We start from the raw sequence: 22,993 nt of genomic DNA, 5'->3' as shown, positions 1-22,993 counted from the left end.
TTCCTATCTCACTGCCTTTGTATGCTCCCGTATACTTTCTTCAACAGACATAAAGGGGGAAGGTTACAGTGAATAAGAGAACGGCATATCTGTTTATTTTTCCTAGCGTATTTCTGACGCTTGTGCTGGGTGTATATCCGCTACTGTGGGCGCTACGTTATATGTTCTACAACTATCAGGGGTATGGTGATCCGATCTTTGTCGGATTCGGTAACTTTGCCCGCTTGTTGCGTGATGCGGAGTTCTGGCAATCCGTTGTGAATACCGGTATTTATGCAGCAGGTAAGTTGATTGTAACCATTCCACTATCATTGATTCTGGCATTTATTCTGAATCGTAAGCTGAGAGGACGTACGGTGCTAAGAGCAATCTACTATCTACCGACCGTATTTAGTGCCTCGGTAATGTCGATTGTTTTCTTCATTATTTTCAACTCGTATAACGGTGTGTTAAATCAATTTCTATTAAAATTCCATATTATCGGGGCACCGATCAGCTGGCTGGGGCCTGATTATGCGATGCTGACGACGATTATGATCGCCATCTGGGGTGCTGTCGGGAACTATATGCTATTATTCCTTGCCGGACTTCAAGGTATTCCAGAGGATCTGTATGAAGCGGCTTCACTAGATGGAGCAAGTGAGGTTCGTAAGCTATGGAGCATTACGATTCCACTGCTTGGCCCGGTGATGCAGATGATTATTATGCTCGCGATTACGATCTCGCTCAAGGGCTACGAAAGTATTATGGTATTGACCGAGGGCGGCCCGTATGGCAAGACTGAGGTCATGTATCTGTACCTGTTCAAGCTGCTGTTCCCGGTTTCACCAGAGGCACCGGTTCAGCAGCAGCTTGGCTATGGAAGTGCAGTCGGCTTTGTGACCGCCATTATCGTCGGTATCGTGACCATTCTGTACTTCTATCTGTCGCGTAAGCTGAATAAAATGTACTAAACGATCAGGAGGGGAATCGACATGGTCATCAAATATACGGGCAAAACCCTTCTGTGGGTGTTTCTGCTAATTACAGCTGCTGTAACGCTATTTCCGATTGTTATCGTCGTCTCGGGTTCGTTTATGACCAATCTAGAGCTGACGAGTGGCGCACATATTTTGCCGGACGTATGGCAGTTTAGCAATTACGTGACCGCCTGGACGAAAGCTAACTTTTCACGCTTTACCTGGAATAGCCTGTTTGTCAGTGTGATGACGACGATTGGAACACTGCTTGTATCCTCGATGGCTGCCTATGCGGTCGATCGGGCGAAGTTTCCGGGCAAAGGGATCTATACAGGTCTGATGGCGAGCACATTATTCATTTCGATTGGCGCGGTTGTCCTGCGTCCGCAGTTCGATCTGATGGTTGTGTTAGGGTTGCAAAAATCCCTATGGGGTGTCATTCTTATTCTTATTAGCGCCCATGCGGCGACGTATTTCATTATGATCGGCTTCCTGAGAAACATTCCTCGTGAACTGGATGAAGCAGCATGGATTGATGGATGTCACCCTGCATCGGTGTTCTGGCGTATTATTTTGCCACTGCTGCGTCCAGCACTGGCTGTCGCAGGACTGGGTGTGTTCCAGAACTCATGGAATGAATACATTTTGCCGCTCGTGTTCACGCTCAGTAATCCAGACCTGCAAACGCTACCGGTTGGCTTGTCCAATCTACGCTATGGCTTTGGTGCAGCGTCCGAATCACAGCTCATGCTGACCGGTGCGTGTATATCTATCCTGCCACTGCTTGTCGTGTATGTATTTGCGAATAAGTCCTTCATGCAGGTCACTCTTGGAGCAGTAAAAGGATGATGAGGAATGAGCAAGGGGTTTTACAAGCTATCGCTCAAAAGTCGCATTCATATTTTGTATATATTGCTCACCTTTTTGTGTATCAGTGCCACCGGAGGCTTTGCTTATAATTTTGCTGCCAAGGTGATCGAGCAAAATGCCTTGCAGCTCAAGCAGACGATGCTGAATAAAACGGTACAAACGCTGGATGAGAGCATGCGTCATATGATTGTAGCGAGCTACTCGCTCATGATGAGTGAAACGTATAGCCGGGTGATGACCGATGTGCGTAATAAAGACGGCTCGCGATTTTATACCGATCTGTCGCTGATGCAGACACCCTTCGCCCAGCTCAAGCAAATCGAGCCAGCAGTCGATTCCGTGCTGCTGGCTACGCCAATTGGTGACTTTTATTCCACTCAGGATGCATTAATGGGCGATTCTTCATTTCGACAGCTGTATGGGAAGGATATGGAGGATCGTTCATGGAATGTGCGCTGGATATCCGGTCATGAGGATGGAATATTTCAGGGGGAAAAGCAAGTCGTAACTCTACTTGTGCGTCCGCTACGGAACTCGATTACGAATAGCTATAATCTGTCCGATGTATATCTTATCGTTAACTTTAGTGAGGACTATTTTAATCATATTATTCGGGAAAATCTGCTGGATGATCAGATTCGATTATTTTTAGTGAATCAGCATGGTCAGAGCATATTGCCAGGTGTGAGTCCGGCACCGACCGATTTTAGCACCACTGCTTTTCTGGAGGATTTTGGACGCCAGCAGCAGGGTGCCTTTTCATATCATAATGATGAAGACGAGCAGCTGGTCAACCATGCTCGCCTGAATCTGGATGAGAACTGGTCACTTGTCGCCGTACAGTCCAAAGGGAATCTGCTAGGAGAGATGCGTGAGATTCGCTGGCTCATTCTGGTGATTATGATCGTCTGTATGATCATCGCGCTTATGTTCTCCAGTCTGTTGACCCGGCTATTGCTAAGTCCCTTGAATAAGCTGTATCGCATTATCCAGCGTGTGGAAAATAATGATCTGGATGCGCGCTTCACTAGTAAGTATGAGGATGAAGTGAGTGTGATCGGATATCGCTTCAATCGGATGATGGGGCAGATTGAGAATCTGATCGAGGAAAATACGATCAGCGAGCAGGAGCGACTTCGGTATGAGATCAAGGCGCTACAGGCGCAGATTAACCCTCACTTTTTGTACAATACGCTCAATACGATTTTATGGAAAAGTCAGTTTGGTCAAAGTGAGCAGGTAGGAGAGATGATCGTCTCGCTGTCGCTTCTGTTCAAGCTTGGACTGAATAACGGTCAGGAAATGACATCGCTCAAGCAGGAGCTGAACCATGTCGAGCAATATATGCTGCTTCAGCAGCAGTGCTACGAGGACATGTTCACCTATACGATCCAGATGGATGAAGCGGTACAGGATGCTCTATTACCGAAAATTATGCTACAGCCACTTGTTGAGAATTCCATTCTGCACGGCTTTAAAAATCTGGAGCGGCCCTGTCATATTGATATTGAAGCGATGATAACAGGCAATGATCTTAAAATTAGCGTGTCGGATAACGGGCATGGGCTGGATGCAGATGTCATGAATCAGACGCTGGAACAGCCACTGCAAAAGCATGCGAGCTATGCGCTGTACAATATTTATAGTCGCTTGCGTCTGAATTACGGGGATGAAGCATCGATGTCTTTTGAAAGTACGCCGGATGTGCGGACAACGGTAATGATCACGATTCCATTTCACGGGGAGGAAGGTCTGTGAGTATGCTGACGATGTGTGTGATGGACGATATTAAGATGGTTGTTAACGGGATTGCTTACCAGATTCCCTGGGAGAAGCATGGCATTCAGATTGTAGGAACGGCAGAGGATGGGCAGCGCGGATTGGAGATGATCCGCGAGCTACGTCCAGATATCGTCCTGACTGACATCTGTATGCCTCATCTAGGCGGCTGTGATATGATCCGCAAAATGATAGAGGAACACCTGCCGAGCAAGGTGATTTTCATGAGCGGGTTTAACGATTTTGCCTATGCGCAGGAGGCTGTACGTCTCGGCGCTTTTGATTATTTATCGAAGCCTTTTACACCAGCGCAGGTGGTTGAGAGTGTGGTGAAGGTGCGTGAAGCGATCATTGAGGAATCGGAGAAGGCAACCAAAATGCGTCTGCTAGAAATGGAGATACTGCAAAATCGTCGCCATCAGCGCGATGATTTCCTGCGTAAGCTGCTTCATCGAGCGCCTTCGGTTGACACCGAGCAGCAGTGGAACAACTGGCAGCTACACAAAATGCTTCCAGACTATCGCACGCTTATTTTGGATGCCGAGCCAGGTGGCAACAAGGAGAAATCACCTGCCAAGATTAGTGAGCATACGATCACAGCCCTGCGTGAGATATTAGAGGAACGAGAGGAAGGGATCGTACTGCATGATGGTAGTCAGCGCATCGTCGTGCTGATTCCCTCCTCTCGCTCGCTCGATATGGAAGCGCTATGGCAGGAAGCAGCCGCCTGTATCGAGGGCGATGGCGCAGGCCCAATTTCGCTTGGCTATAGCACTGTGCAGGAAGGCCCGGCGCAGCTAGCCTATGCGTATCAGGAGGCAGATCGCGCGCTTGGCTACCGTTTCTACAGCTCTACTGGTGGCTGTTACAGCTATGAACGTACACAGCAGACAAGCGATATCCCACGCTATGCACCGGAGAAGGAAAAGGCACTGCTCTATTCGCTGCGCTCTGGCAATACCGAGCAAACCGAATACAGGCTGGATGAGCTGTTTTTAGAATGGATGTCGCAGTCAGATTATTGCCGCCCTGAGCTGATGGTGCAGCAATTCAAAACGCTTTGTATGACCGTCTACCGGACGATGCTTGAGGTGCTGGAGGGCATGCCATGTGACGGGCTGGCAGAGCGCCTGTCAGATATCCAAGGCTTGCCACTGTTGACCTTTGCCGAATGGATGAATCGTACGACTGAATTTTGCTCCTTTTGCTGTGAATGTATTCGCGGTCAGCAAAACAAAGAATATTCGCGCGTCATTCATCAGGTGAAGCAGTATATTGAGGATCATCTGGACAGTGATTTGACGGTAAATAGCTGTGCACGGGCAGTGCATTTGAGTCCAAGCTATCTGGCAAATCTGTTCAAGCGCGAGACATCGATGACACTGGCGAACTATGTGACTACTCTGCGTATTGAGAAAGCCAAAGAGTGGCTGTTAGAAGGCATGCAGGTGCAGCTCATTTCCTCCAAGCTCGGGTATGAGGATCGGCCGTATTTTAGCGAAATGTTCAAAAAGCATTGCGGCATGACGCCATCGATGTTCCGTCAGCATTATTTTGAACAGCAGAATGCCAAGAAAAGATGAATTTCCCACCCCACTGTAGTCGATATACCATACTCACATGTGAGATTTTACCCGTTATTCTTAGTAGCAAGAGGTGAATGACTCATCTCCCAAAAAAACATAATCCGGGGGGACTGCAAATGCAGAAGAGATGGTTACAAGTCGTGGGAAGTACAATGCTCGTCGTAGCACTGGCTGCCTGTTCTTCTAATTCGAGTTCAACAGACAGTAGCACTTCTTCATCATCCGCATCAAGTGGTGGCAAAACTAAAATTGTATACTGGACTCCGGATCGTCATGATGCTGAGTTTATGCAGAGCAAGGTAGACGAGTTTAACAAGACGAACAAGGATAACATCGAAGTCGATATGAATGTGATGGGTGACAACTACCCGCAGGCGGTCGATATCGCCTTTGCAAGTAAGCAAGCACCGGACGTACTGCAAATTGATGATTTTGAAACGTATGTGAAGAAAGGCTATCTGACACCGATTAACGATTACATGAGCGATGAAATGAAGCAAACGTTCAAGGACGTTATTATTGATCATAAAAATGAAATTGACGGCAAAATTTATACCCTGCCAAACACAGGGCAAACATGGCGCCTGATCTACAACGAAGACCTGTTCAAACAGGCGGGCATCTCGGCTCCACCAAAAACACTGGATGAAATGGTTCAGGATGCGAAGAAAATTACCGACATGGGTAAAGCTCAAGGCATCTATGGCTTCGCAAGTCCCCTGAAAGGTGTAAGCGGATTCGGACGTCCGGCAAACACCGTAGGGCCTGCTGGTGTAACGACTGGCGTGGACGGATATAATTATGTGACAGGTGAATTCGACTTCAGCATGTACAAGGATATCGCGCTGGCTATGCGTCAGATGATGACGGATGGTAGCATGCTGCCAGGCGTAGAAAGTCTGGATATCGATCCGCTGCGTGCACAATTCGCACAGGGTAAGATCGGCATGTACTTCAACCACTCAGGCGAGCCGGGCGTATACAAAGATCAGTTCCCAACTCAGGTCAAATGGGCTGCGGCTCCACCGCCAACCAAGGATGGCAAAATTGTAGGTGCAGTACAGGTGATCGGTGGTTCCTATATCGGTATTAGCGCAGATTCACCGAACAAAGATGCAGCATGGAAATTCATGAACTATGTGTACAGCACAGACCTGCAAACGAAATATTATGAAAATGGGTATGGTGTATCGCTGATCCCTACGGTACTGGAGCATGCAACCAAACCGACGATTCCGGGTATTGCTGGCTTCCTGCCTCGTAAATACGATGCACTGTATCCTGCGAACCCATTGTCTGCTACCGAAAGTCAGGTCGAAGGGCCAAAATGGACAGAAGACTTTGTTAAATATGTACTGACTGGTGGCGATGTGGATGGAATTATTAATGATCTTAATACACGCTACAATGCAGCACTCAAGCAAGCTAGAGATTCCGGCTTGACTACGATTAAGGCAGACCCAAGCTTTAGCTCCGCGAAGCTGGAAGGCAAGCTGTCCAAGGACGAATAAGCCAACTTAGAAGTACGAATACGTTTACGAATGAAAATGGAATTGGACTGGCCTACAGCTCTATGCTTGGGGTCAGTCCTTTGCACGTCAATCTGGCAAATCGGAAGGGGACGACTACGCGATGAGTGCAAGAACATACTATTTGAACGCAGACGAGTTAGAACAGGCAGCTTCGGCTTATCGAACATACTATCCACAGCAAGCTACGGATACGCTACAAATTGCTGATCAGGCGTGTCTTGATCTGTTTATGGTGCCCTATACGAATGATCTGACACGCTGGATTCCGATGGGCGATCCGGTAGACTGGCTGTATAATCCATCGCTTGATCCTGAATTTACATGGGGAATCAATCGTCACTGGCATATGCTGGATCTAGGCAAAGCATACCTGATGACAGGCGACGAAAAATATGTAGAGACGTACATTCGCCATTTTCGCAGCTGGTGTGTGCAGAATCCACCGCCTCAGCCATCGATGCCATACGAGGAAGCGACATTTTTCCAATTACCTGGGCCGTGGCGGCTGCTGGAAACGGGCTTGCGTGTACAGTCGTGGATATCCGCGTATGCGTATATGCAGCGCAGTGAGCAGATCGACGAAGCATTTACGGCTGAGTTGTTAGTCGCGCTGGAGCAGCATGCTGTATATTTGACCTCTTATCTCGGGCAAACGGAAATTAACCATGCGATGATGCATATGCAGGGATTGTTCATGATCGGTGTCTTCTATAGTGAACATCCGAGAGCACCCTACTGGCGTCAGCTGGCAACAGAGCGTTTACAGCTCTGTCAGTACCATCAGATCGGTGAGGAGGGGATTCAAAGCGAGCTGACGACGCATTACCATGATGCGAGCATCGAGATGTTTGGTACGCCGTATTTGTTAGGAAGACTGGCAGGCTTTCCTTTTCCAACCGCTTATGGGCAGCAGCTGCATCGTATGACTACATTCACACTGGCGATGATTCGTCCGGATAATCGTTCGACTGCGATCGGGGATTCGGAATGGGTGAGTAATGGTAGAGCGCGGGTCGCCATGCTGGGCGGTATTCTGGATGATGAGCATCTACTCGTGCGTGGTGAAGTGAGTCCAGATTTTTTATGGATGTTTGGTGCGGAGACCTTTGAGAAGTATAAGGCGCTACAGCAGACGGAGCTGGTGGACGTAGAAAGTATTGATTTTCCGAAAACGGGCTATTATATGATGAAGTCACCGGGTCAGCATTTATTTTTTGATGCGGCGCCGATGGGGGGAGCGCATGGACATGCGGATGCGCTGAACTTTGAATGGTACTGGCAGCGGCAGCTGCTTTTCGTCGATCCGGGTCGTTATACGTATGAGGAAGGCTACTGGCGACATTATTTTAAAAGCACAGCTGCACATAATACGATTATGATTGATGGTGTCGATCAGACAGCCTATATTTCTACACAAGCATGGGCAGAGCCAGCAGCTGCCTGTCAGACGTTACGACGAGAGAAGCATACGAACTATGAGCTGGTCGATGCGATTCATGATGGGTATATGCGTCTGGATGATCCGGTTCAGCATCGTCGCTGGCTGGTGATGGGCAAGCAGGTTCCACTGCTTATCGTCGTCGATTGGATGGACGCGCAGGCAGAACATGAGGTACACCAGCGCTTCCAGCTACATCCTGATGCTGTAGCTCGCGTGATGACTACGACTGATTCAAATGCTGAATACCCATCCGACGTAAACGTAGAAGTAACAGATGTCCATGATATGAGTATCGTACCGGCAGTACAGCTCGATTATCCGCAAAATGAACTGTCAGCACGAATGTATTGGGCGCTAGCAACATCAGGTGAACAGCCATCCATGGAGCAACTAGATCATAAGCTGCACATTGTATCCGAAGAAGGCTGGGTATCCCCAATCTATGGACAAAAGCAGCCGACCTCCATTATCGATGCAGGTATTCGTAGTTATGGAGCGATTGGCATCGCTACCGTAGTTATTCCAGATGATCATCGATCTGATCCAGCCAATGTATGGGTAGTCGATAAGCTGCAATTTAATAGGGATCAAGGTCTGGAGCTTGTACTGTATAACGATACATCACAGCTACAGGTTCGAGTGGATGAGCAGCAGATCAGCTGGAATTTATCCTGAGTCTACTAGCTATTAGATAGGATCGTTGTGCGCAAAATCAGAAAGAGGAATCGAAAAGAGCAATCGCAAAGAGGGTTAGCATCGGTATCGGTGCTAGCCCTCTTTTTGTGATATATGAAACGCTGACTATGTGCTACTACAATGCTACAATCTCAGGAATGGAATGATACGAAGCCCCATTACCATGCCATGTATTCGCCGTACAGATATACTTCTATCGGTTCCGTTACGTTGGCGGTAAAGACAAGACGATAGACGCCGAGCTGGTCATATCCAGGATCATTCGTAGTGAAAAAGTATTGTGAATAAGGACCGGTCACACTGGAGCTGTTCACCACCTGCCACGTATCAGTCTCTTCATTGTAACGCTCATACTTGTAGCTCAGACTTTCACCTGCCGCCAGCGGAAATGTAAGCCACACATTCACATAACCAGTCGAAGCGAGAGGCCCAACGCGATGGGTCTCGTTATTACCAATAGTAAAAGTGTCTTCGACTTCGCCAAATAACCTTGCTTGCCGATTGGTATCGGAGGAAGAGGCTGCATAGGTAGATAGGGGAGCAATGGTCAAACTGAACAACATCGCCAGCACTGCCAACATCATGGGTACCATTTTGATCTTCATCCTACATTCTCCTTTGTCATGCCAAAGTATGAAACGATGAAACCATGGATAGGACAAGACGATCACGGCGGTTACCAGGCAACAAACTCGGCATGATAATACCCGGAGGGCATATACTCATACGTCGAGCTGATAGCAATACGGAAATAGCCAAGTTCAAAATCAGATTTTAGTGTGCCTTCAAATCCGCCTGATGGGCCATGGATAATACGGACATCGCGCGGCTCCCAGATTCCTTTTTGATAATTGAAGCATTCATACGACAAAATAACACTCTCCCCCTCAGGAACGGGAAGATCCAGCGACAAGTTCGTATTCCCGGTCGAGCCGATGCCTGTAATATAACCAATATTATCGGGGCCTCTTAAACGGACAAATCCGTCCATTTCCCCCATGAGTGTTGGATGAACCGCATTTGTTTGCTCCTCGGCATGGATAGCAGACGGTACACAAGTCAGAACAAGCATTAAACTGCACATACAAGCAAGCAGTCGCTTAACCTTCATAAATGTAGCTCCTTTGCGATGAAGTGGCTTTGCCCTAGCCAACCAGAATCGTACGACCGATCAACCTCGCTCACCATCATTTCCTATTCAAAAGATAACGCTTACAAAACTCCCTTCCGATCCCCGTCTAAAACTACTACCTGCTGAGCTACATCCTTTATGAAGGTATCGTGGCTATCGCGGATAGAGATTTGGGATATCAATTATAATTTACCATTTATTGCTAGAAAAAGATATTATATTTTGGAACTTTATTACGATCATTCATCTATTTATTTGGATACCTCTGTAATTATGGTACATAACTCTGCAACAGATAGAAGAAGATAGAAGATCGAGTCACATTCGACATATCAGGACATTTCCCGACCGGAACAGGGAATTCCCTAATGTCCGCCAATGCACCATCGGATCATAATGAAAACATAGAGCTTGTTCATAGCACCAGGTGATTTGCGAACCATAGCCTTTACGGAACACATACCGGAATAGGCTTCAGACTGCCACTTTTCATTGAACTCCATGTTTGTTGATTCGAACATGGGAAAAGGAGTGTTCATTTATATGAAACGGAAATACAAATTGAATTTCTTCAAGCCGATTGAGAGCTATTCTGGCAACTGGTCGGTATTGGAGGAGAAAAATAGAGACTGGGAAAATATGTACCGCCAGCGCTGGTCACATGACAAGGTCGTGCGTACGACCCATGGTGTGAACTGCACCGGCTCTTGCAGCTGGAAAGTATTCGTCAAAAATGGCATTATCACCTGGGAAAATCAGCAGATCGATTATCCATCCTGCGGTGCGGATATGCCAGAATTCGAACCGCGCGGTTGTCCACGCGGCGCTACCTTCTCGTGGTATGAATATAGTCCGCTACGGATCAAATATCCATATATGCGCGGCAAGCTAATGCGACTATGGAAGGAAGCACTTGCCCAGCACAGCGATCCGATTGAAGCATGGGCAAGCATTGTGGAGAATCCAGACAAGGCACGTCAATACAAAAAAGCACGCGGCAAAGGCGGTCATGTGCGTGTGAACTGGGATGATGCGCTGTATCTGATCTCTGCACAGCTAATCTATACGATTCGCAAATATGGCCCTGATCGTATCGCAGGCTTTACACCGATTCCAGCGATGTCAATGGTCAGCTACGCGTCTGGAGCACGCTTTATCTCGCTACTCGGTGGGCAGATGCTGAGCTTCTACGATTGGTATGCCGATTTGCCACCTGCATCACCGCAAATCTGGGGCGAGCAAACGGATGTACCGGAATCGTCAGACTGGTACAATGCCGGCTATCTGATCATGTGGGGGTCGAATGTACCGTTAACTCGTACACCAGATGCCCATTTTATGACTGAGGTTCGCTACAAAGGAACGAAGGTCGTCTCTGTCGCTCCCGATCTAGCGGAAAATGTGAAGTTTGCCGACAACTGGCTGGCGCCGCATCCAGGTACAGACGCCGCGATTGCGCAGGCGATGACGCATGTGATTTTGGATGAATTTTATCATCAGCGGCAGGAACCGCTATTTATAAATTATGCGAAGCAGTATACGGATATGCCGTTTGTTATTTTATTAGAGCCGCATGGCGATGGATTGAAAGGTGGACGCTTCCTACGTGCCAGCGATATTGGACAGGATAGTGAGCATGCGGAGTGGAAGCCTGTTATCTATGATGAAGCTGCTGCGGAATTGCTTGTGCCAAATGGCACAATGGGTCAACGCTGGGAAAAGGATGTAAAGTGGAATCTTATTTTAGAGCGTGAGGATGGAACAGTGATCGAGCCTGCGCTCAGTATGACAAGCCAGCAGCATGAGTGGCTGGAGATCGTATTCCCTTATTTTGATAACAGTGGTAATGGTACGTTTACACGGACGCTTCCTGCACGCCGAATCACGCTGGCGGATGGCAGTGAGCGTTATATCGCCACAGTCTATGATCTGATGATGAGTCAATATGGTGTACCACGGATTGACAGCCCATATAATGCACGAGGCTATGATGATGCTGAATCGCTGTACACACCCGCCTGGCAGGAAAAAGTGACAGGCGTGAAGGCTTCGGTAGTCGTACAGGTCGCACGTGAATTTGCGCAAAATGCCCTTGATACAGGTGGGCGCTCGATGATTATTATGGGCGCAGGCATTAATCACTGGTTCAATAGTGATACGATCTACCGTTCGATTCTGAATCTGGTTGTACTGACCGCTTCACAGGGTGTAAATGGCGGCGGCTGGGCGCATTATGTTGGACAGGAAAAATGCCGTCCGATCGAAGGCTGGTCAACAGTGGCATTTGCTAAGGACTGGCAGGGTCCAGCACGGCTGCAAAATGCGACTTCGTTCTTCTATTTTGCTACCGAGCAGTGGCGGTATGAGGAAAGTGGTACGGATTCACTTCAATCACCGACGAGCGATGAAGTGCATTATCGTCATCCTGCTGATTACAATGTGCTAGCTGCGCGTCTGGGCTGGTTGCCATCATATCCGCAATTTGATAAAAATAGTCTTTTATTCGCAGAGGAAGCGGCGCGCACTGGCAAGACCTCGAACGAAGAGATTGTTAAGCATGCGGTTGAGCAGGTGACTTCACGTCAGACAAAGTTTGCTATAGAAGATCCCGGCGCACCAGAGAACTTCCCACGCTCTCTGTTCATCTGGCGCTCGAATCTGATCTCTAGTTCGGCAAAGGGTCAGGAATACTTTATGAAGCATCTGCTCGGTGCATCGGATGATCTGATCGCTCGTCCCAATGAAGAGCAGAAGCCAGAGGAAATCGTATGGCGTGAGGATGTAGAGGGCAAGCTTGATCTCATGATAGCGCTCGACTTCCGTATGACAACGACACCACTGTATGCCGATATCGTCCTGCCAGCAGCCACCTGGTATGAGAAGACCGATCTGTCCTCTACGGATATGCATCCATTTGTACATCCGTTCAATCCGGCGGTGAATCCGCTCTGGGAAGCACGTTCGGATTGGGACATTTACCGTAGTCTGTCCGAAACGTTCTCAGAGATGGCGAAGACGCATCTGCCAGGCGTGTACAAAGACCTTGTAACCGCACCGCTTGGGCATGATTCGATGGGTGAGATTTCACAGCCGATGGGCATAGTGAAGGACTGGGTGAAAGGTGAGATTGAACCGAAGCCAGGTAAAACAATGCCGAACTTTAGCATCGTTGAACGCGATTATACCAAAATTCACGATAAATTCACCTCGCTCGGCCCGAACCTGCTAACAGGTAAAGCAGGCGCGCACGGTGTGAACTTCTCCGTAGCCGAGGAATACGAAGAGCTGAAGCTGCTCAACGGCGTGCATTATGATGAAACGATCAAGAATGGTCTGCCCAAGCTACAAACAGCACGTCAGGCAGCCGATACGATTCTGCATCTATCGTCAGCAACGAATGGTCGGGTATCGCAAAAGGCATACCTGCAAGCCGAAGCTGATCATGGGGTGGAGCTACGCGACATTTCTGCCGATCGTGCAGCAGAAAAGATTACATTCCAGAGTATTACGTCACAGCCGCGTGAAGTGATTCCAACGCCGGTATTCAGTGGCTCGAACAAGCAGGGCAGACGGTATTCTCCATTTACAACGAATATTGAGCGTCTGGTTCCATTCCGTACACTGACGGGCAGACAGCATTTTTATATTGATCATGAGATTTTTGAGCAATTTGGTGAATCGTTGCCAGTGTACAAGCCGACATTGCCACCGATGGTATTCGGCCCACGTGATCGTGAGATCAAGGGCGGTCAGGATTCGCTCGTACTGCGTTACCTAACACCGCATGGCAAATGGAATATTCACTCCACCTATCAGGATAATCAGCATATGCTCACCTTGTTCCGCGGCGGGCCTACCGTCTGGATTAACAATGAAGATGCAGCATCCAGCGATATTAACGACAACGACTGGCTGGAAGTGTACAACCGCAATGGAGTGGTAACCGCACGCGCAGTGGTCAGTCATCGGATGCCACGCGGCACGATGTTCATGTATCATGCGCAGGACAAGCATATCAACGTGCCTGGCTCGGAAATTACCGATACACGTGGTGGCAGTCATAATGCGCCGACTCGCATTCATATGAAACCGACGCAAATGGTAGGCGGCTACGCACAGCTCAGCTATGGATTCAACTACTATGGCCCGATCGGTAACCAGCGTGACGTATACGTCGCTGTTCGCAAAATGAAGGAGGTAAACTGGCTTGAAGATTAAAGCACAAATCGCCATGGTCATGAATCTGGACAAATGTATCGGCTGTCATACCTGTAGTGTGACGTGCAAAACGACCTGGACCAACCGCAAGGGCGCCGAATATATGTGGTTTAACAATGTAGAGACCAAGCCCGGTATCGGCTATCCGAAGCGCTGGGAAGACCAGAGCATTTATAAGGGTGGCTGGCAGCTTCGTAAAGGCAAGCTGGAGCTAAAATCCGGCAATAAGCTGTCCAAAGTCGCACTCGGTAAAATTTTCTATAACCCGGATATGCCAGAAATGAAGGACTACTACGAGCCATGGACATATAACTATGAGAACTTGACCCAAGCGCCGGAGAAAAAGCATTCTCCGGTAGCACGTCCACATTCCGCTGTGACGGGCGAAAAGATGGAAGTGAACTGGGGCCCGAACTGGGAGGATGATCTGGCAGGAGCGCATATTACCGGCCCGCTTGATCCAAATATCGAGAAGATTGAGGAAGAGATCAAGTTTAACTTTGAAAAATCATTTATGGTGTACCTGCCTCGTCTGTGCGAGCATTGCCTAAATCCAAGCTGTGTCGCCTCATGCCCATCCGGTGCGATGTACAAACGCGATGAGGATGGTATCGTGCTCGTCGATCAGGAGGCTTGCCGCGGCTGGCGCTATTGCATGACCGGATGTCCGTACAAAAAGGTCTATTTTAACTGGCAGACGAACAAAGCCGAAAAATGTACATTCTGCTTCCCACGTGTCGAGGCTGGCTTACCAACAGTCTGCTCAGAAACCTGTACCGGACGTATTCGTTATCTCGGCGTGCTGCTGTATGATGCGGATCGTGTACAGGAGGTCGCATCGATTCAGGATGAGCAAGCCTTGTATGAAGCACAATGCGGGCTGTTCCTGAACCCGAATGATCCTGACATTATCGCACAGGCGAAAAAGGATGGTATCACTGCCGACTGGATTGAAGCAGCACAGAATTCGCCAGTGTATAAGCTAGCGATTGAATACAAGCTGGCGTTCCCACTTCATCCGGAGTATCGCACACTGCCAATGGTCTGGTATGTACCGCCGCTGAGCCCGATTATGAATTATTTTGAAGGTAAAGATTCGATTGAACATCCCGATCTGATTTTCCCGGCGATTGAGGAGATGCGTACACCGATTCAATATCTTGCCAATATGCTGACCGCAGGAGATAGTCAATCGGTTAAAGAAGCACTGCAACGGATGGCAATGATGCGTTCATACATGCGCGCTAAGCTGACCGGAGATCGTTTTGATGAACAGCGTTTGGAGCGTGTTGGGCTTACCGCACGTCAAACCGAGCAAATGTACCGTCTACTGGCGATTGCAAAATATGATGATCGGTTCGTCATTCCGACCTCGCACAAGGAAGGGCATATGAATCCATACCGTGCTCAAGGCTCAGCTGGCTTTGGCGATATTATGGGCAATATGGGGACGGGTATGGATGGTGGCTGTAGCGGCTGTAGTGCTGTTGATTCGTTTAGCCCGGGACGCGATAAGGATGGGAAAACGATCTATGAAGAGAATTTCTACGGAGGGATCTGGCGTGATTAATCTGGAGCAGCTATATACGTATTATAAGCCGTCGTTTCACTTTTTTGCACGTCAGCTGATGTACCCGGAGAAGCTGGATTTTCATCCACAGCTGCTGGAAGAATCCTTTGCACCGGATCATCCGGGTGCGGAGGAGGCGAAGCGATACTGGAAGCTTATGCAGGAGCGCAGTATGGAGCAGATTCAGGAGATGTATACAGAGACGTTTGATTTTCAGAAGGACTGTGCGCTGTATATGACGTATTTCAAATTCGAAGAAGCGCGTGAGCGTGGACAGATGCTTGCCAAGCTCAAGCTATTATACGAAATGTTTGGGCTCGAAATGCCTGATGAGGAACTGCCCGATTACTTGCCGCTCATGTGCGAATTCCTGTATGCCGCTGACTGGCGTGGACATCCATCGGCTGCGCAAAATCTCCGTATGCCGATGGCGATTCTGGAGGATGGCACATATCATCTGGTGCAGGCACTGGGCAAGTACAATAGTCCATATGTACATCTGGTGCGGGCGCTACGTCATACGCTGAAGGCATGCATCACACAGGGGGAGCCGGTGAGTGAACATGATTGAGCAGTTTTTATGGGTGATTTTCCCGTACGCATGTATGGTTGTCTTTGTGGTAGGACATATTTTCCGATATCGTACCGATCAGTTTAGCTGGACAGCCAAGTCGAGTGAGTTTATTGAAAAGAAACAGCTGATGCTGGGTAGTATGTTGTTCCATATCGGGATCATTCCGGTCATTATGGGGCATGTGGTCGGTCTGGGCGTTCCTGCTTCATGGATGACGGCGATGGGTGTGAGCGAGCATCTGTATCATATGGGCGCGGTATATGGCGGTGGTCTGTTCGGTGTGATTACGCTGATTGGTATGCTGATCCTTACTTCACGCCGCTTTACGATTCGCAGTGTGCGTAAGCTGAGCAGTGCATCCGATCTTGTAGTTAATACGCTGCTGCTATTCATTGTGTTCATGGGTATGTATGCGACCTTATTCACCAATGCAGTACAGCCCGATTTTGATTATCGGGAAACGATTTCGATCTGGTTCCGTGGATTATTTATCCTACAGCCGGATGCGTCACTCATGCGAAATGTACCCGTTTCGTTCAAAATTCATGCGCTGACTGGATTCGCTATTTTCGCCTTCTGGCCGTTTACACGTCTTGTGCATGTGTGGAGTGTTCCATTGAATTATATCGGTAGAAGTTATATCCTTTATAGAAGACATAAATCGAGCTGAGGAAAGTGGGCGCTGCCTTCTTTCCCTCTTGTATTAGGAGCGCGAGTGAATGAACGATAAAGTGAATTACCAGCGAGAGCTGGATGAGATTCGTGCGTTGTTCGGCTATGATTTTATGGCATTAGCGCTGGCAGAGCCCGCAGAATATCATTATGTGATCAAATGGAAGTACGCTTCCGGTAATCTGAACGAGCGGTTTAAGGATATTGTGTTACAAAGCGGACGTGGTATCGCCGGTATGGTGTTCAAAACAGGCAAGCCATTCATGTTCGCTTCGGTAGAGCAGGATGTGCCACGAGATGCGATGTTTAACTATCCGATCATTCGTACCGAACGGCTAACAAGTCTCGGTGCAGTTCCCGTATGGAATGATACCCGTGTCGCCGGTGTGCTGCTAGGTGGATATCGCAATGATCAGCGTGTCACGCTCCAGATGATGCAGGAGCTGAACGAGCTGGCGCATCTTGGTATCGGAGCGTTGAATGGAAAGGAGTACACCCCGAGTTGAAACCCATGCATGAGCAAGAACAGATCAATCGACTAATGAGCAAGCTGTACAGTCAGAGCAGGGAAGCGATTTTCTTTTTTAATACAGCTGGTCGGGTGTTGTACATGAATCCGGCAGCAGAACGCATTGTGGACGATGAGGTATTACGCCAATTGTATGAAGGACATGCAGAGACGATCTGTCGTGTATGCCGTGGCTATATGAGCGAAACAGAATTGCGTACGTGTATTGCATGCTACTTTACCAATCCAGAGTCCGAGCGATTCTCATCATTTCAAGTGTATCTGGATACAGTTGGCAAAGGAGTTATTCCGTATGCAGCTTCGTACCATACGCTTGCCGATGAGGACGTACATGTATTGATGCTGCGCGATCTATCGCAGCAATTCAAGACACAGGAAAGCTTTTACCAGAATAAGATGATGAAGCATGTCATTCATGCGCAGGAAAATGAGCGCCGCCGTATCTCACGTGAGCTGCATGATAGTGTCGCACAGGAGCTGATGAGCGCGGTCATTGATCTGCGTGTGCTCAAATATATGACCGGTGAAGAAGAGCTGCTCAAGAAAATGCGTCAAACCGAGGAATCGATGACACGTCTACTGGATGATATTCGGAATCTGGCAGTTGAGCTACGTCCAGCGGCGCTGGATGATTTTGGTCTGGAGGCAGCGTTTCGCTCGCATTTTAAACGGATTCAGCAAAGCTATGGGGTCACGATTGGCTTTGAATCGAATCTGGATCAGCAGCGTTATGGCAGTGAGCTGGAGACCGTAGTGTACCGGATTGGACAGGAAGCGATTCTGAATGCGCTCAAATATGCTGATGTGGATCATATTGAGCTGATGCTACGCGAGGAAAATGGACGGATATGGCTAATCATAGAGGATCACGGTAATGGCTTTGATCCAGCGGATGATCCGATCGGCACCGGGCTTGGTCTGTATGGAATGCAGGAGCGTGCTGAGCTGGTGGGCGGTAAGGTAAGTATTTATTCGGAAAAGGGTAAAGGCACACGCATTACGCTGGATATTCCGATTATTAGCAACACGCACGGGGAGGGACAATGATGAAAATCGTAATTGCCGATGATCATGCGATCGTCCGCAGTGGATTCGCGATGATCTTAAATTTTCAACCTGATATGGAGGTCGTCGGCACAGCAGCAGATGGCATCGAGGCTTATACGATGGTGGCGAAGCATGGGCCGGATATTTTGCTGATGGATCTGAGTATGCCACCAGGTGAGAGCGGATTGATCGCTACCGGCAAGATCAAGGAGGATTATCCAGATACGCGTATTCTCATTCTGACGATGCATGATGATGAAGAATATCTGTTTCACGTTCTACGCAATGGCGCGTCTGGCTATGTTTTGAAAAATGCACCGGATGAGGAGTTGCTATTGGCGATTCGTACGATTCACGAAGGAGGCACGTACATTCATCCGAAGCTCGCTACCTCGCTCGTGCGCGAATTTGTTAAGACGAATACAAGTGCGGATTCAGAGGATGTGTATGAGGTGCTGTCGCGTCGTGAACTGGAGATTTTGCCACTGGTCGCTAAGGGCTACAGTAATAAGGATGTAGCGGAGAAGCTGTTCATTTCGGTGAAAACGGTAGAAGCGCATAAAGCCAAAATTATGGAAAAGCTCAACTTAAAAAGTCGTCCTGAGCTGGTGGAGTATGCGCTGCGCAAGAAGATTTTGGACTTTTAAGCTTGGAATGGTAAGAGCGAGAACATTACAGAGCCACTGGACATACCAGTGGTTTTTTGTTGTTCTTTTATTGCTCGTTCAATGTAATGGATACATTTTGGATTTAAATGCTGTCTTTACATAGAGTGTAGCGGTGGTACACGTTGGTATACCATCTAGCTTTACTGTAATTATTAAGCGAGATCATAGCAATATGAAAATGAGCATGCAAAGGAGAATGGAGATGCGGTTATTCGAGCTGTTGCTTGTTCTGTCTACTATCGTATTGTTTGTATGCATGGTTGTGTTTTATCCTAAACGTCGTAAAGCCTTGCTTGGAGCTGGTAGTATCATTGTGCTCGTTATACTCGTATTACAGTGGATCGTAGAAGGGTACCGAATACAGATGCTTTTGCTCTATGGCACTACGATCATACTGGTTATGATTAACGGATGTCGTTATTTTGTAAAAGGAGTATCATTTACTATTCCGCGCAGATTGAAGCAGTTCTTTTATCTAGTTATTGTATTGCAGTTTATTGTGACAGCAGGGTTATTGTATGCCTTCCCTGTGTTTCGCTTGCCAGCACCAACAGGTGAGTTCAAGGTCGGCACACAGACGTTTCATTTTGTAGACATGAATCGAAAAGAGCCATTTGATCCGACAGGAACTAGCAATCGAGAGCTAATCGTTCAGATTTGGTATCCAGCTCAAGCGAGTCAGGGAGCGTATAGGCCATGGATTGCCGACCCTGCGATTTTGCCTTATATAGCTCAGTATTACGGATTGCCTAAGTTTACTTTTCAGCATTTAAAATATGTGTCCAGTTATGCGTATGCAGACGTAGAAGTCGCTTCAGCACAGCAGACCTATCCGCTTATTATCGGGAATCCTGGGAATGGCTCTTCTCGATTCTTCCATACAGTGCAAGCACAGGAGCTCGCAAGTCATGGATATATAGTAGCGGTTATCGACCATACCGATAATACCATTGCCACGCAGCTTCCAGACGGGAGCATAATCACGAATAGAAGTGACGAGTTATTTTCACCGAGTCATGACTATAAGACCGAAAGCGAGCAACGTGACAAGTTGGGGCAGATACTAACCGATGATGTGACATTTGTATTGGATCAATTACAGTTGCTTCAATCTGGGCAAGTCACCAGTTCGCTCAAGGGGAGGCTTGATCTCCAGCATGTTGGCATATTCGGTCATTCCATTGGTGGAGCGACTGCATACGATGCCGCATATGATCCGCGTATTACAGCCGGTATTGATCTGGATGGAGGTCTATATCGATTGCATGACAGAGAGGCTCTACGTAAACCCTTCCTATTCATCAACTCGGCAAGTAATGAGCAAGAGATACAGAGGGTGATCGATCACCACGTCTATACAGATATAGAGCTGGAACAGAAGGGCTCCACAAGAGAGTGGGAGGATGGCATGATGAACGATAAGCAGCTGGAACTAGAGCGGATGCAACAAGCAGTCGCAGCAGGTGGAGGGGTGATCGCCATAGCGAATACAGAGCATCTTAATTTTACCGATGTACAGCTCGTCTCTCCTGGCTTTAAGCTAATTGGGGCTACGGGCAAAATGACACCTGATCGAGCGAATGAGATCACGAATGCTTATATGGTAGACTTCTTCGATCACTATTTAAAAAATCAACCGAGCATATTACTTGAAAAGTCGAATCGCCGCTTTTCCGAAGTGAAATTCATCAATGTATCGCGCTAGCTTAGCATAACGTTAGCTGGAGGCTGGAATAGAAAATGCTCATTAGACCTGTCATCATGACAGGTTTTTTTATATCCAAAATAAACGAACGATTCAGTCTGTGTATACGATCATTTCATCCCTTACTGCGGTTACGGGCATTCCCTCTGCATAGTCAGGGTACTCCCCTATATTCCAACCTGTCGTCAAAATTCTACAATGAGAGGGAAGAGTAAGCAGATAGGAATGAATAAAGTTATAGCGGTGCATGTGATCTTTCGCACAAGGTAGATGAGCTGAATAGAAGATCTATACTCCAGCAAAACGCCGAGCTTATCTGTACGCGAGTATGTGCTTGGTCTACCCATATTTATATGCTCAAGCGCAGCAATGTTCATATGACAGCACTATCGTGTCAACATGTCTGCCTTACGAAAACAGAACAGTCGAGAGTAAAGGGTGAATCGAATGATCAAAAAGATGCAGTTATCTTTGCAGACATTGAATCTGGTACTGGGATTCATGGTCTGGGTTATCATCTCCTCACTGATGCCATTTATCAAAGAGGATATTAGCATTCCACAGGGGAGTCTTGCGATTGTAACGGCGATTCCGGTCGTGCTTGGCTCGATTTTGCGTATTCCGCTCGGGTATTATGCCAATATTGTCGGTGCGCGAGTCGTATTTATGATTAGCTTTATTTTGCTGTTATTCCCGGTGTATTACATTAGCATCGCCTCATCTATGACCGATCTGATCATTGGTGGGCTGTTCCTCGGGATTGGTGGCGCGGTATTCTCCGTAGGTGTTACGTCATTGCCCAAATACTATCCGCGCGAAAAGCATGGTCTGGTTAACGGTGTATACGGTATGGGCAATATCGGTACAGCGATCACGACCTTTTCCGCGCCTGTTGTAGCATCGCAGATCGGCTGGCAATCAGCAGTGCGTCTGTATCTAGTGCTGCTGCTCGTATTTATCGTACTAAACTTCCTATTCGGTGATCGCAAGGAAGCGCGGGTCAAAACACCAATCATCGAACAGATCAAGGGCGTATACAAAAATGAAAAGCTCTGGTATTTCTCGTTATTCTATTTTATTACCTTTGGTTCATTTGTCGCTTTTACCGTCTATCTACCGAACTTTCTCGTTGCCAATTTTCAGCTGGATAAGGTAGATGCTGGACTTCGTACTGCCGGATTTATCGCATTAGCGACATTTCTGCGTCCGGTTGGTGGCTGGCTAGCGGATCGCTTTCAAGCGTTGTTTCTACTTATGTGTACCTTTGCAGTATATACACTGGCTGCCATTTTGCTTGCCTTTTCGCCATCGATCGGTCTGTATACGGTTGGCTGTCTAACGATTGCGGTTAGTGCGGGTATCGGAAACGGAGTTATTTTCAAGCTGGTGCCGTTCTATTTTAACAAGCAGGCAGGCATTGCAAACGGGATTGTATCCATGATGGGCGGTCTGGGTGGCTTCTTCCCGCCGCTGATGCTAGCTGCAATTCACGGACTAACCGGGCAATATTCGATTGGCTTTATGCTACTGTCTCAGGTCGCACTGGCGAGTCTGATTATTGTCGTCTGGATGTATTATCAGGACAAGCTGACACTGGTATCCGATGTATTCAAGTCTACAGCACAGGGCATTCTCGTTACCGACCCTAAAGGTTATATCAAAACGGTCAACCCTGCCTTCACCCGTCTAACGGGCTATACAGAGGAGGACGTGCTGAATCAGCGTCCGAGTATATTAAAGTCGGGGCGTCAGCCGGAGAATTTTTACGAGCAAATGTGGAAGGATATTAAGCAAAAGGGCTTATGGCAGGGCGCTATCTGGAACCGCCGCAAAAATGGTGAAGAATACGTGCAATGGCTCAACATTAGTGCGGTCAAGGATGCCACTGGCGAAGATATCCGGTATGTTGGCACATTCAGCGAGCTAACCGAGCATCCGAACCGATCCTCCTAAACGACATGACCTTCGCTTTATTTATTCACTAAACGCTGTCAGTGAGCAGAAGCAGGTTATCT

Annotated in this window: 17 protein-coding genes; 15 read left to right on the top strand and 2 right to left on the bottom strand. The window is 47.9% G+C overall.

What is annotated here, in order from left to right; translation table 11 throughout:
• Window positions 1-68: 68 nt before the first annotated feature.
• The 6 genes from IEX62_RS19920 to IEX62_RS19895 all read left to right on the top strand — a co-directional run bounded on the left by IEX62_RS19920 (window position 69) and on the right by IEX62_RS19895 (window position 8,842).
• Entirely contained in the window at window positions 69-953 is an 885-nt protein-coding gene (locus IEX62_RS19920) for a carbohydrate ABC transporter permease (protein WP_188777546.1), read from the top strand.
• Between the two features lie 21 nt (window positions 954-974).
• The gene (locus IEX62_RS19915) at window positions 975-1,808 is read left to right on the top strand and encodes a carbohydrate ABC transporter permease (protein WP_188777544.1); all 834 of its coding nucleotides are present in this window, start codon (window positions 975-977) and stop codon (window positions 1,806-1,808) included.
• Window positions 1,809-1,814: 6 nt separating this feature from the next.
• Window positions 1,815-3,587 carry a cache domain-containing sensor histidine kinase gene (locus IEX62_RS19910; RefSeq protein WP_188777542.1) on the top strand — a complete coding sequence of 591 codons (1,773 nt, stop codon included), beginning with the start codon at window positions 1,815-1,817 and terminating at the stop codon, window positions 3,585-3,587.
• A gap of 2 nt (window positions 3,588-3,589) precedes the next feature.
• The gene (locus IEX62_RS19905; RefSeq protein ID WP_229685985.1) at window positions 3,590-5,191 is read left to right on the top strand and encodes a response regulator; all 1,602 of its coding nucleotides are present in this window, start codon (window positions 3,590-3,592) and stop codon (window positions 5,189-5,191) included.
• A 119-nt stretch (window positions 5,192-5,310) separates the two neighbouring features.
• Window positions 5,311-6,705, top strand: a complete 1,395-nt coding sequence (locus IEX62_RS19900) for an ABC transporter substrate-binding protein (protein ID WP_188777538.1) — start codon at window positions 5,311-5,313, stop codon at window positions 6,703-6,705.
• Between the two features lie 121 nt (window positions 6,706-6,826).
• Window positions 6,827-8,842: an alginate lyase family protein gene (locus IEX62_RS19895; protein ID WP_188777536.1), complete on the top strand. Its 2,016-nt coding sequence runs from the start codon at window positions 6,827-6,829 to the stop codon at window positions 8,840-8,842.
• Between the two features lie 179 nt (window positions 8,843-9,021).
• Here the strand turns inward: IEX62_RS19895 and IEX62_RS19890 are convergent, their stop codons facing one another.
• Together IEX62_RS19890 and IEX62_RS19885 are read right to left on the bottom strand one after the other, a co-directional pair.
• On the bottom strand, window positions 9,022-9,456 hold the full coding sequence (locus IEX62_RS19890; RefSeq protein ID WP_188777534.1) for a hypothetical protein: 435 nt from the start codon (window positions 9,454-9,456) through the stop codon (window positions 9,022-9,024).
• Between the two features lie 83 nt (window positions 9,457-9,539).
• A complete protein-coding gene (locus IEX62_RS19885; protein ID WP_188777532.1) occupies window positions 9,540-9,974 on the bottom strand; it encodes a hypothetical protein in 435 nt (144 codons plus the stop codon).
• Between the two features lie 564 nt (window positions 9,975-10,538).
• On the opposite strand from IEX62_RS19885, the gene IEX62_RS19880 reads away from it, so the two are divergent.
• The 9 genes from IEX62_RS19880 (at window position 10,539) to IEX62_RS19840 (ending at window position 22,931) form a co-directional block, all read left to right on the top strand.
• Window positions 10,539-14,213: a nitrate reductase subunit alpha gene (locus IEX62_RS19880; RefSeq protein WP_188777530.1), complete on the top strand. Its 3,675-nt coding sequence runs from the start codon at window positions 10,539-10,541 to the stop codon at window positions 14,211-14,213.
• A complete protein-coding gene (gene narH, locus IEX62_RS19875; RefSeq protein WP_188777528.1) occupies window positions 14,203-15,783 on the top strand; it encodes a nitrate reductase subunit beta in 1,581 nt (526 codons plus the stop codon). The genes IEX62_RS19880 and narH overlap by 11 nt, the downstream gene beginning before the upstream one ends.
• Complete coding sequence (gene narJ / locus IEX62_RS19870) at window positions 15,776-16,354, top strand: nitrate reductase molybdenum cofactor assembly chaperone (RefSeq protein WP_188777646.1); 579 nt, start codon at window positions 15,776-15,778, stop codon at window positions 16,352-16,354. The genes narH and narJ overlap by 8 nt, the downstream gene beginning before the upstream one ends.
• Window positions 16,347-17,027 carry a respiratory nitrate reductase subunit gamma gene (gene narI, locus IEX62_RS19865; RefSeq protein ID WP_188777644.1) on the top strand — a complete coding sequence of 227 codons (681 nt, stop codon included), beginning with the start codon at window positions 16,347-16,349 and terminating at the stop codon, window positions 17,025-17,027. Before narJ ends, narI begins: the two co-directional genes overlap by 8 nt.
• Before the next feature lie 49 nt (window positions 17,028-17,076).
• Entirely contained in the window at window positions 17,077-17,535 is a 459-nt protein-coding gene (locus IEX62_RS19860) for a GAF domain-containing protein (protein ID WP_188777526.1), read from the top strand.
• Between the two features lie 5 nt (window positions 17,536-17,540).
• On the top strand, window positions 17,541-18,605 hold the full coding sequence (locus tag IEX62_RS19855) for a sensor histidine kinase (protein WP_229685983.1): 1,065 nt from the start codon (window positions 17,541-17,543) through the stop codon (window positions 18,603-18,605).
• The gene (locus IEX62_RS19850; RefSeq protein ID WP_229685981.1) at window positions 18,605-19,252 is read left to right on the top strand and encodes a response regulator; all 648 of its coding nucleotides are present in this window, start codon (window positions 18,605-18,607) and stop codon (window positions 19,250-19,252) included. Before IEX62_RS19855 ends, IEX62_RS19850 begins: the two co-directional genes overlap by 1 nt.
• A gap of 223 nt (window positions 19,253-19,475) precedes the next feature.
• Complete coding sequence (locus tag IEX62_RS19845; protein ID WP_188777522.1) at window positions 19,476-20,978, top strand: alpha/beta hydrolase family protein; 1,503 nt, start codon at window positions 19,476-19,478, stop codon at window positions 20,976-20,978.
• Between the two features lie 447 nt (window positions 20,979-21,425).
• Complete coding sequence (locus IEX62_RS19840; protein ID WP_188777519.1) at window positions 21,426-22,931, top strand: nitrate/nitrite transporter; 1,506 nt, start codon at window positions 21,426-21,428, stop codon at window positions 22,929-22,931.
• Window positions 22,932-22,993 lie beyond the last annotated feature (62 nt).

Source organism: Paenibacillus hunanensis, from assembly GCF_014645615.1.
GTDB classification, from domain to species: domain Bacteria; phylum Bacillota; class Bacilli; order Paenibacillales; family Paenibacillaceae; genus Saccharibacillus; species Saccharibacillus hunanensis.
Note: the sequence above shows the minus strand (reverse complement) of the source record. Positions and strands in the feature narration are given on the sequence as shown.

Coding starts and splice junctions, on each gene's coding strand:
- IEX62_RS19915 (WP_188777544.1), top strand. CDS start 975: ATGGTCATCAAATATACGGGCAAAACCCTTCTGTGGGTGTTTCTGCTA.
- IEX62_RS19910 (WP_188777542.1), top strand. CDS start 1,815: ATGAGCAAGGGGTTTTACAAGCTATCGCTCAAAAGTCGCATTCATATT.
- IEX62_RS19905 (WP_229685985.1), top strand. CDS start 3,590: ATGCTGACGATGTGTGTGATGGACGATATTAAGATGGTTGTTAACGGG.
- IEX62_RS19900 (WP_188777538.1), top strand. CDS start 5,311: ATGCAGAAGAGATGGTTACAAGTCGTGGGAAGTACAATGCTCGTCGTA.
- IEX62_RS19895 (WP_188777536.1), top strand. CDS start 6,827: ATGAGTGCAAGAACATACTATTTGAACGCAGACGAGTTAGAACAGGCA.
- IEX62_RS19890 (WP_188777534.1), bottom strand. CDS start 9,456: ATGGTACCCATGATGTTGGCAGTGCTGGCGATGTTGTTCAGTTTGACC.
- IEX62_RS19885 (WP_188777532.1), bottom strand. CDS start 9,974: ATGAAGGTTAAGCGACTGCTTGCTTGTATGTGCAGTTTAATGCTTGTT.
- IEX62_RS19880 (WP_188777530.1), top strand. CDS start 10,539: ATGAAACGGAAATACAAATTGAATTTCTTCAAGCCGATTGAGAGCTAT.
- narI (WP_188777644.1), top strand. CDS start 16,347: ATGATTGAGCAGTTTTTATGGGTGATTTTCCCGTACGCATGTATGGTT.
- IEX62_RS19860 (WP_188777526.1), top strand. CDS start 17,077: ATGAACGATAAAGTGAATTACCAGCGAGAGCTGGATGAGATTCGTGCG.
- IEX62_RS19855 (WP_229685983.1), top strand. CDS start 17,541: ATGCATGAGCAAGAACAGATCAATCGACTAATGAGCAAGCTGTACAGT.
- IEX62_RS19850 (WP_229685981.1), top strand. CDS start 18,605: ATGAAAATCGTAATTGCCGATGATCATGCGATCGTCCGCAGTGGATTC.
- IEX62_RS19845 (WP_188777522.1), top strand. CDS start 19,476: ATGCGGTTATTCGAGCTGTTGCTTGTTCTGTCTACTATCGTATTGTTT.
- IEX62_RS19840 (WP_188777519.1), top strand. CDS start 21,426: ATGATCAAAAAGATGCAGTTATCTTTGCAGACATTGAATCTGGTACTG.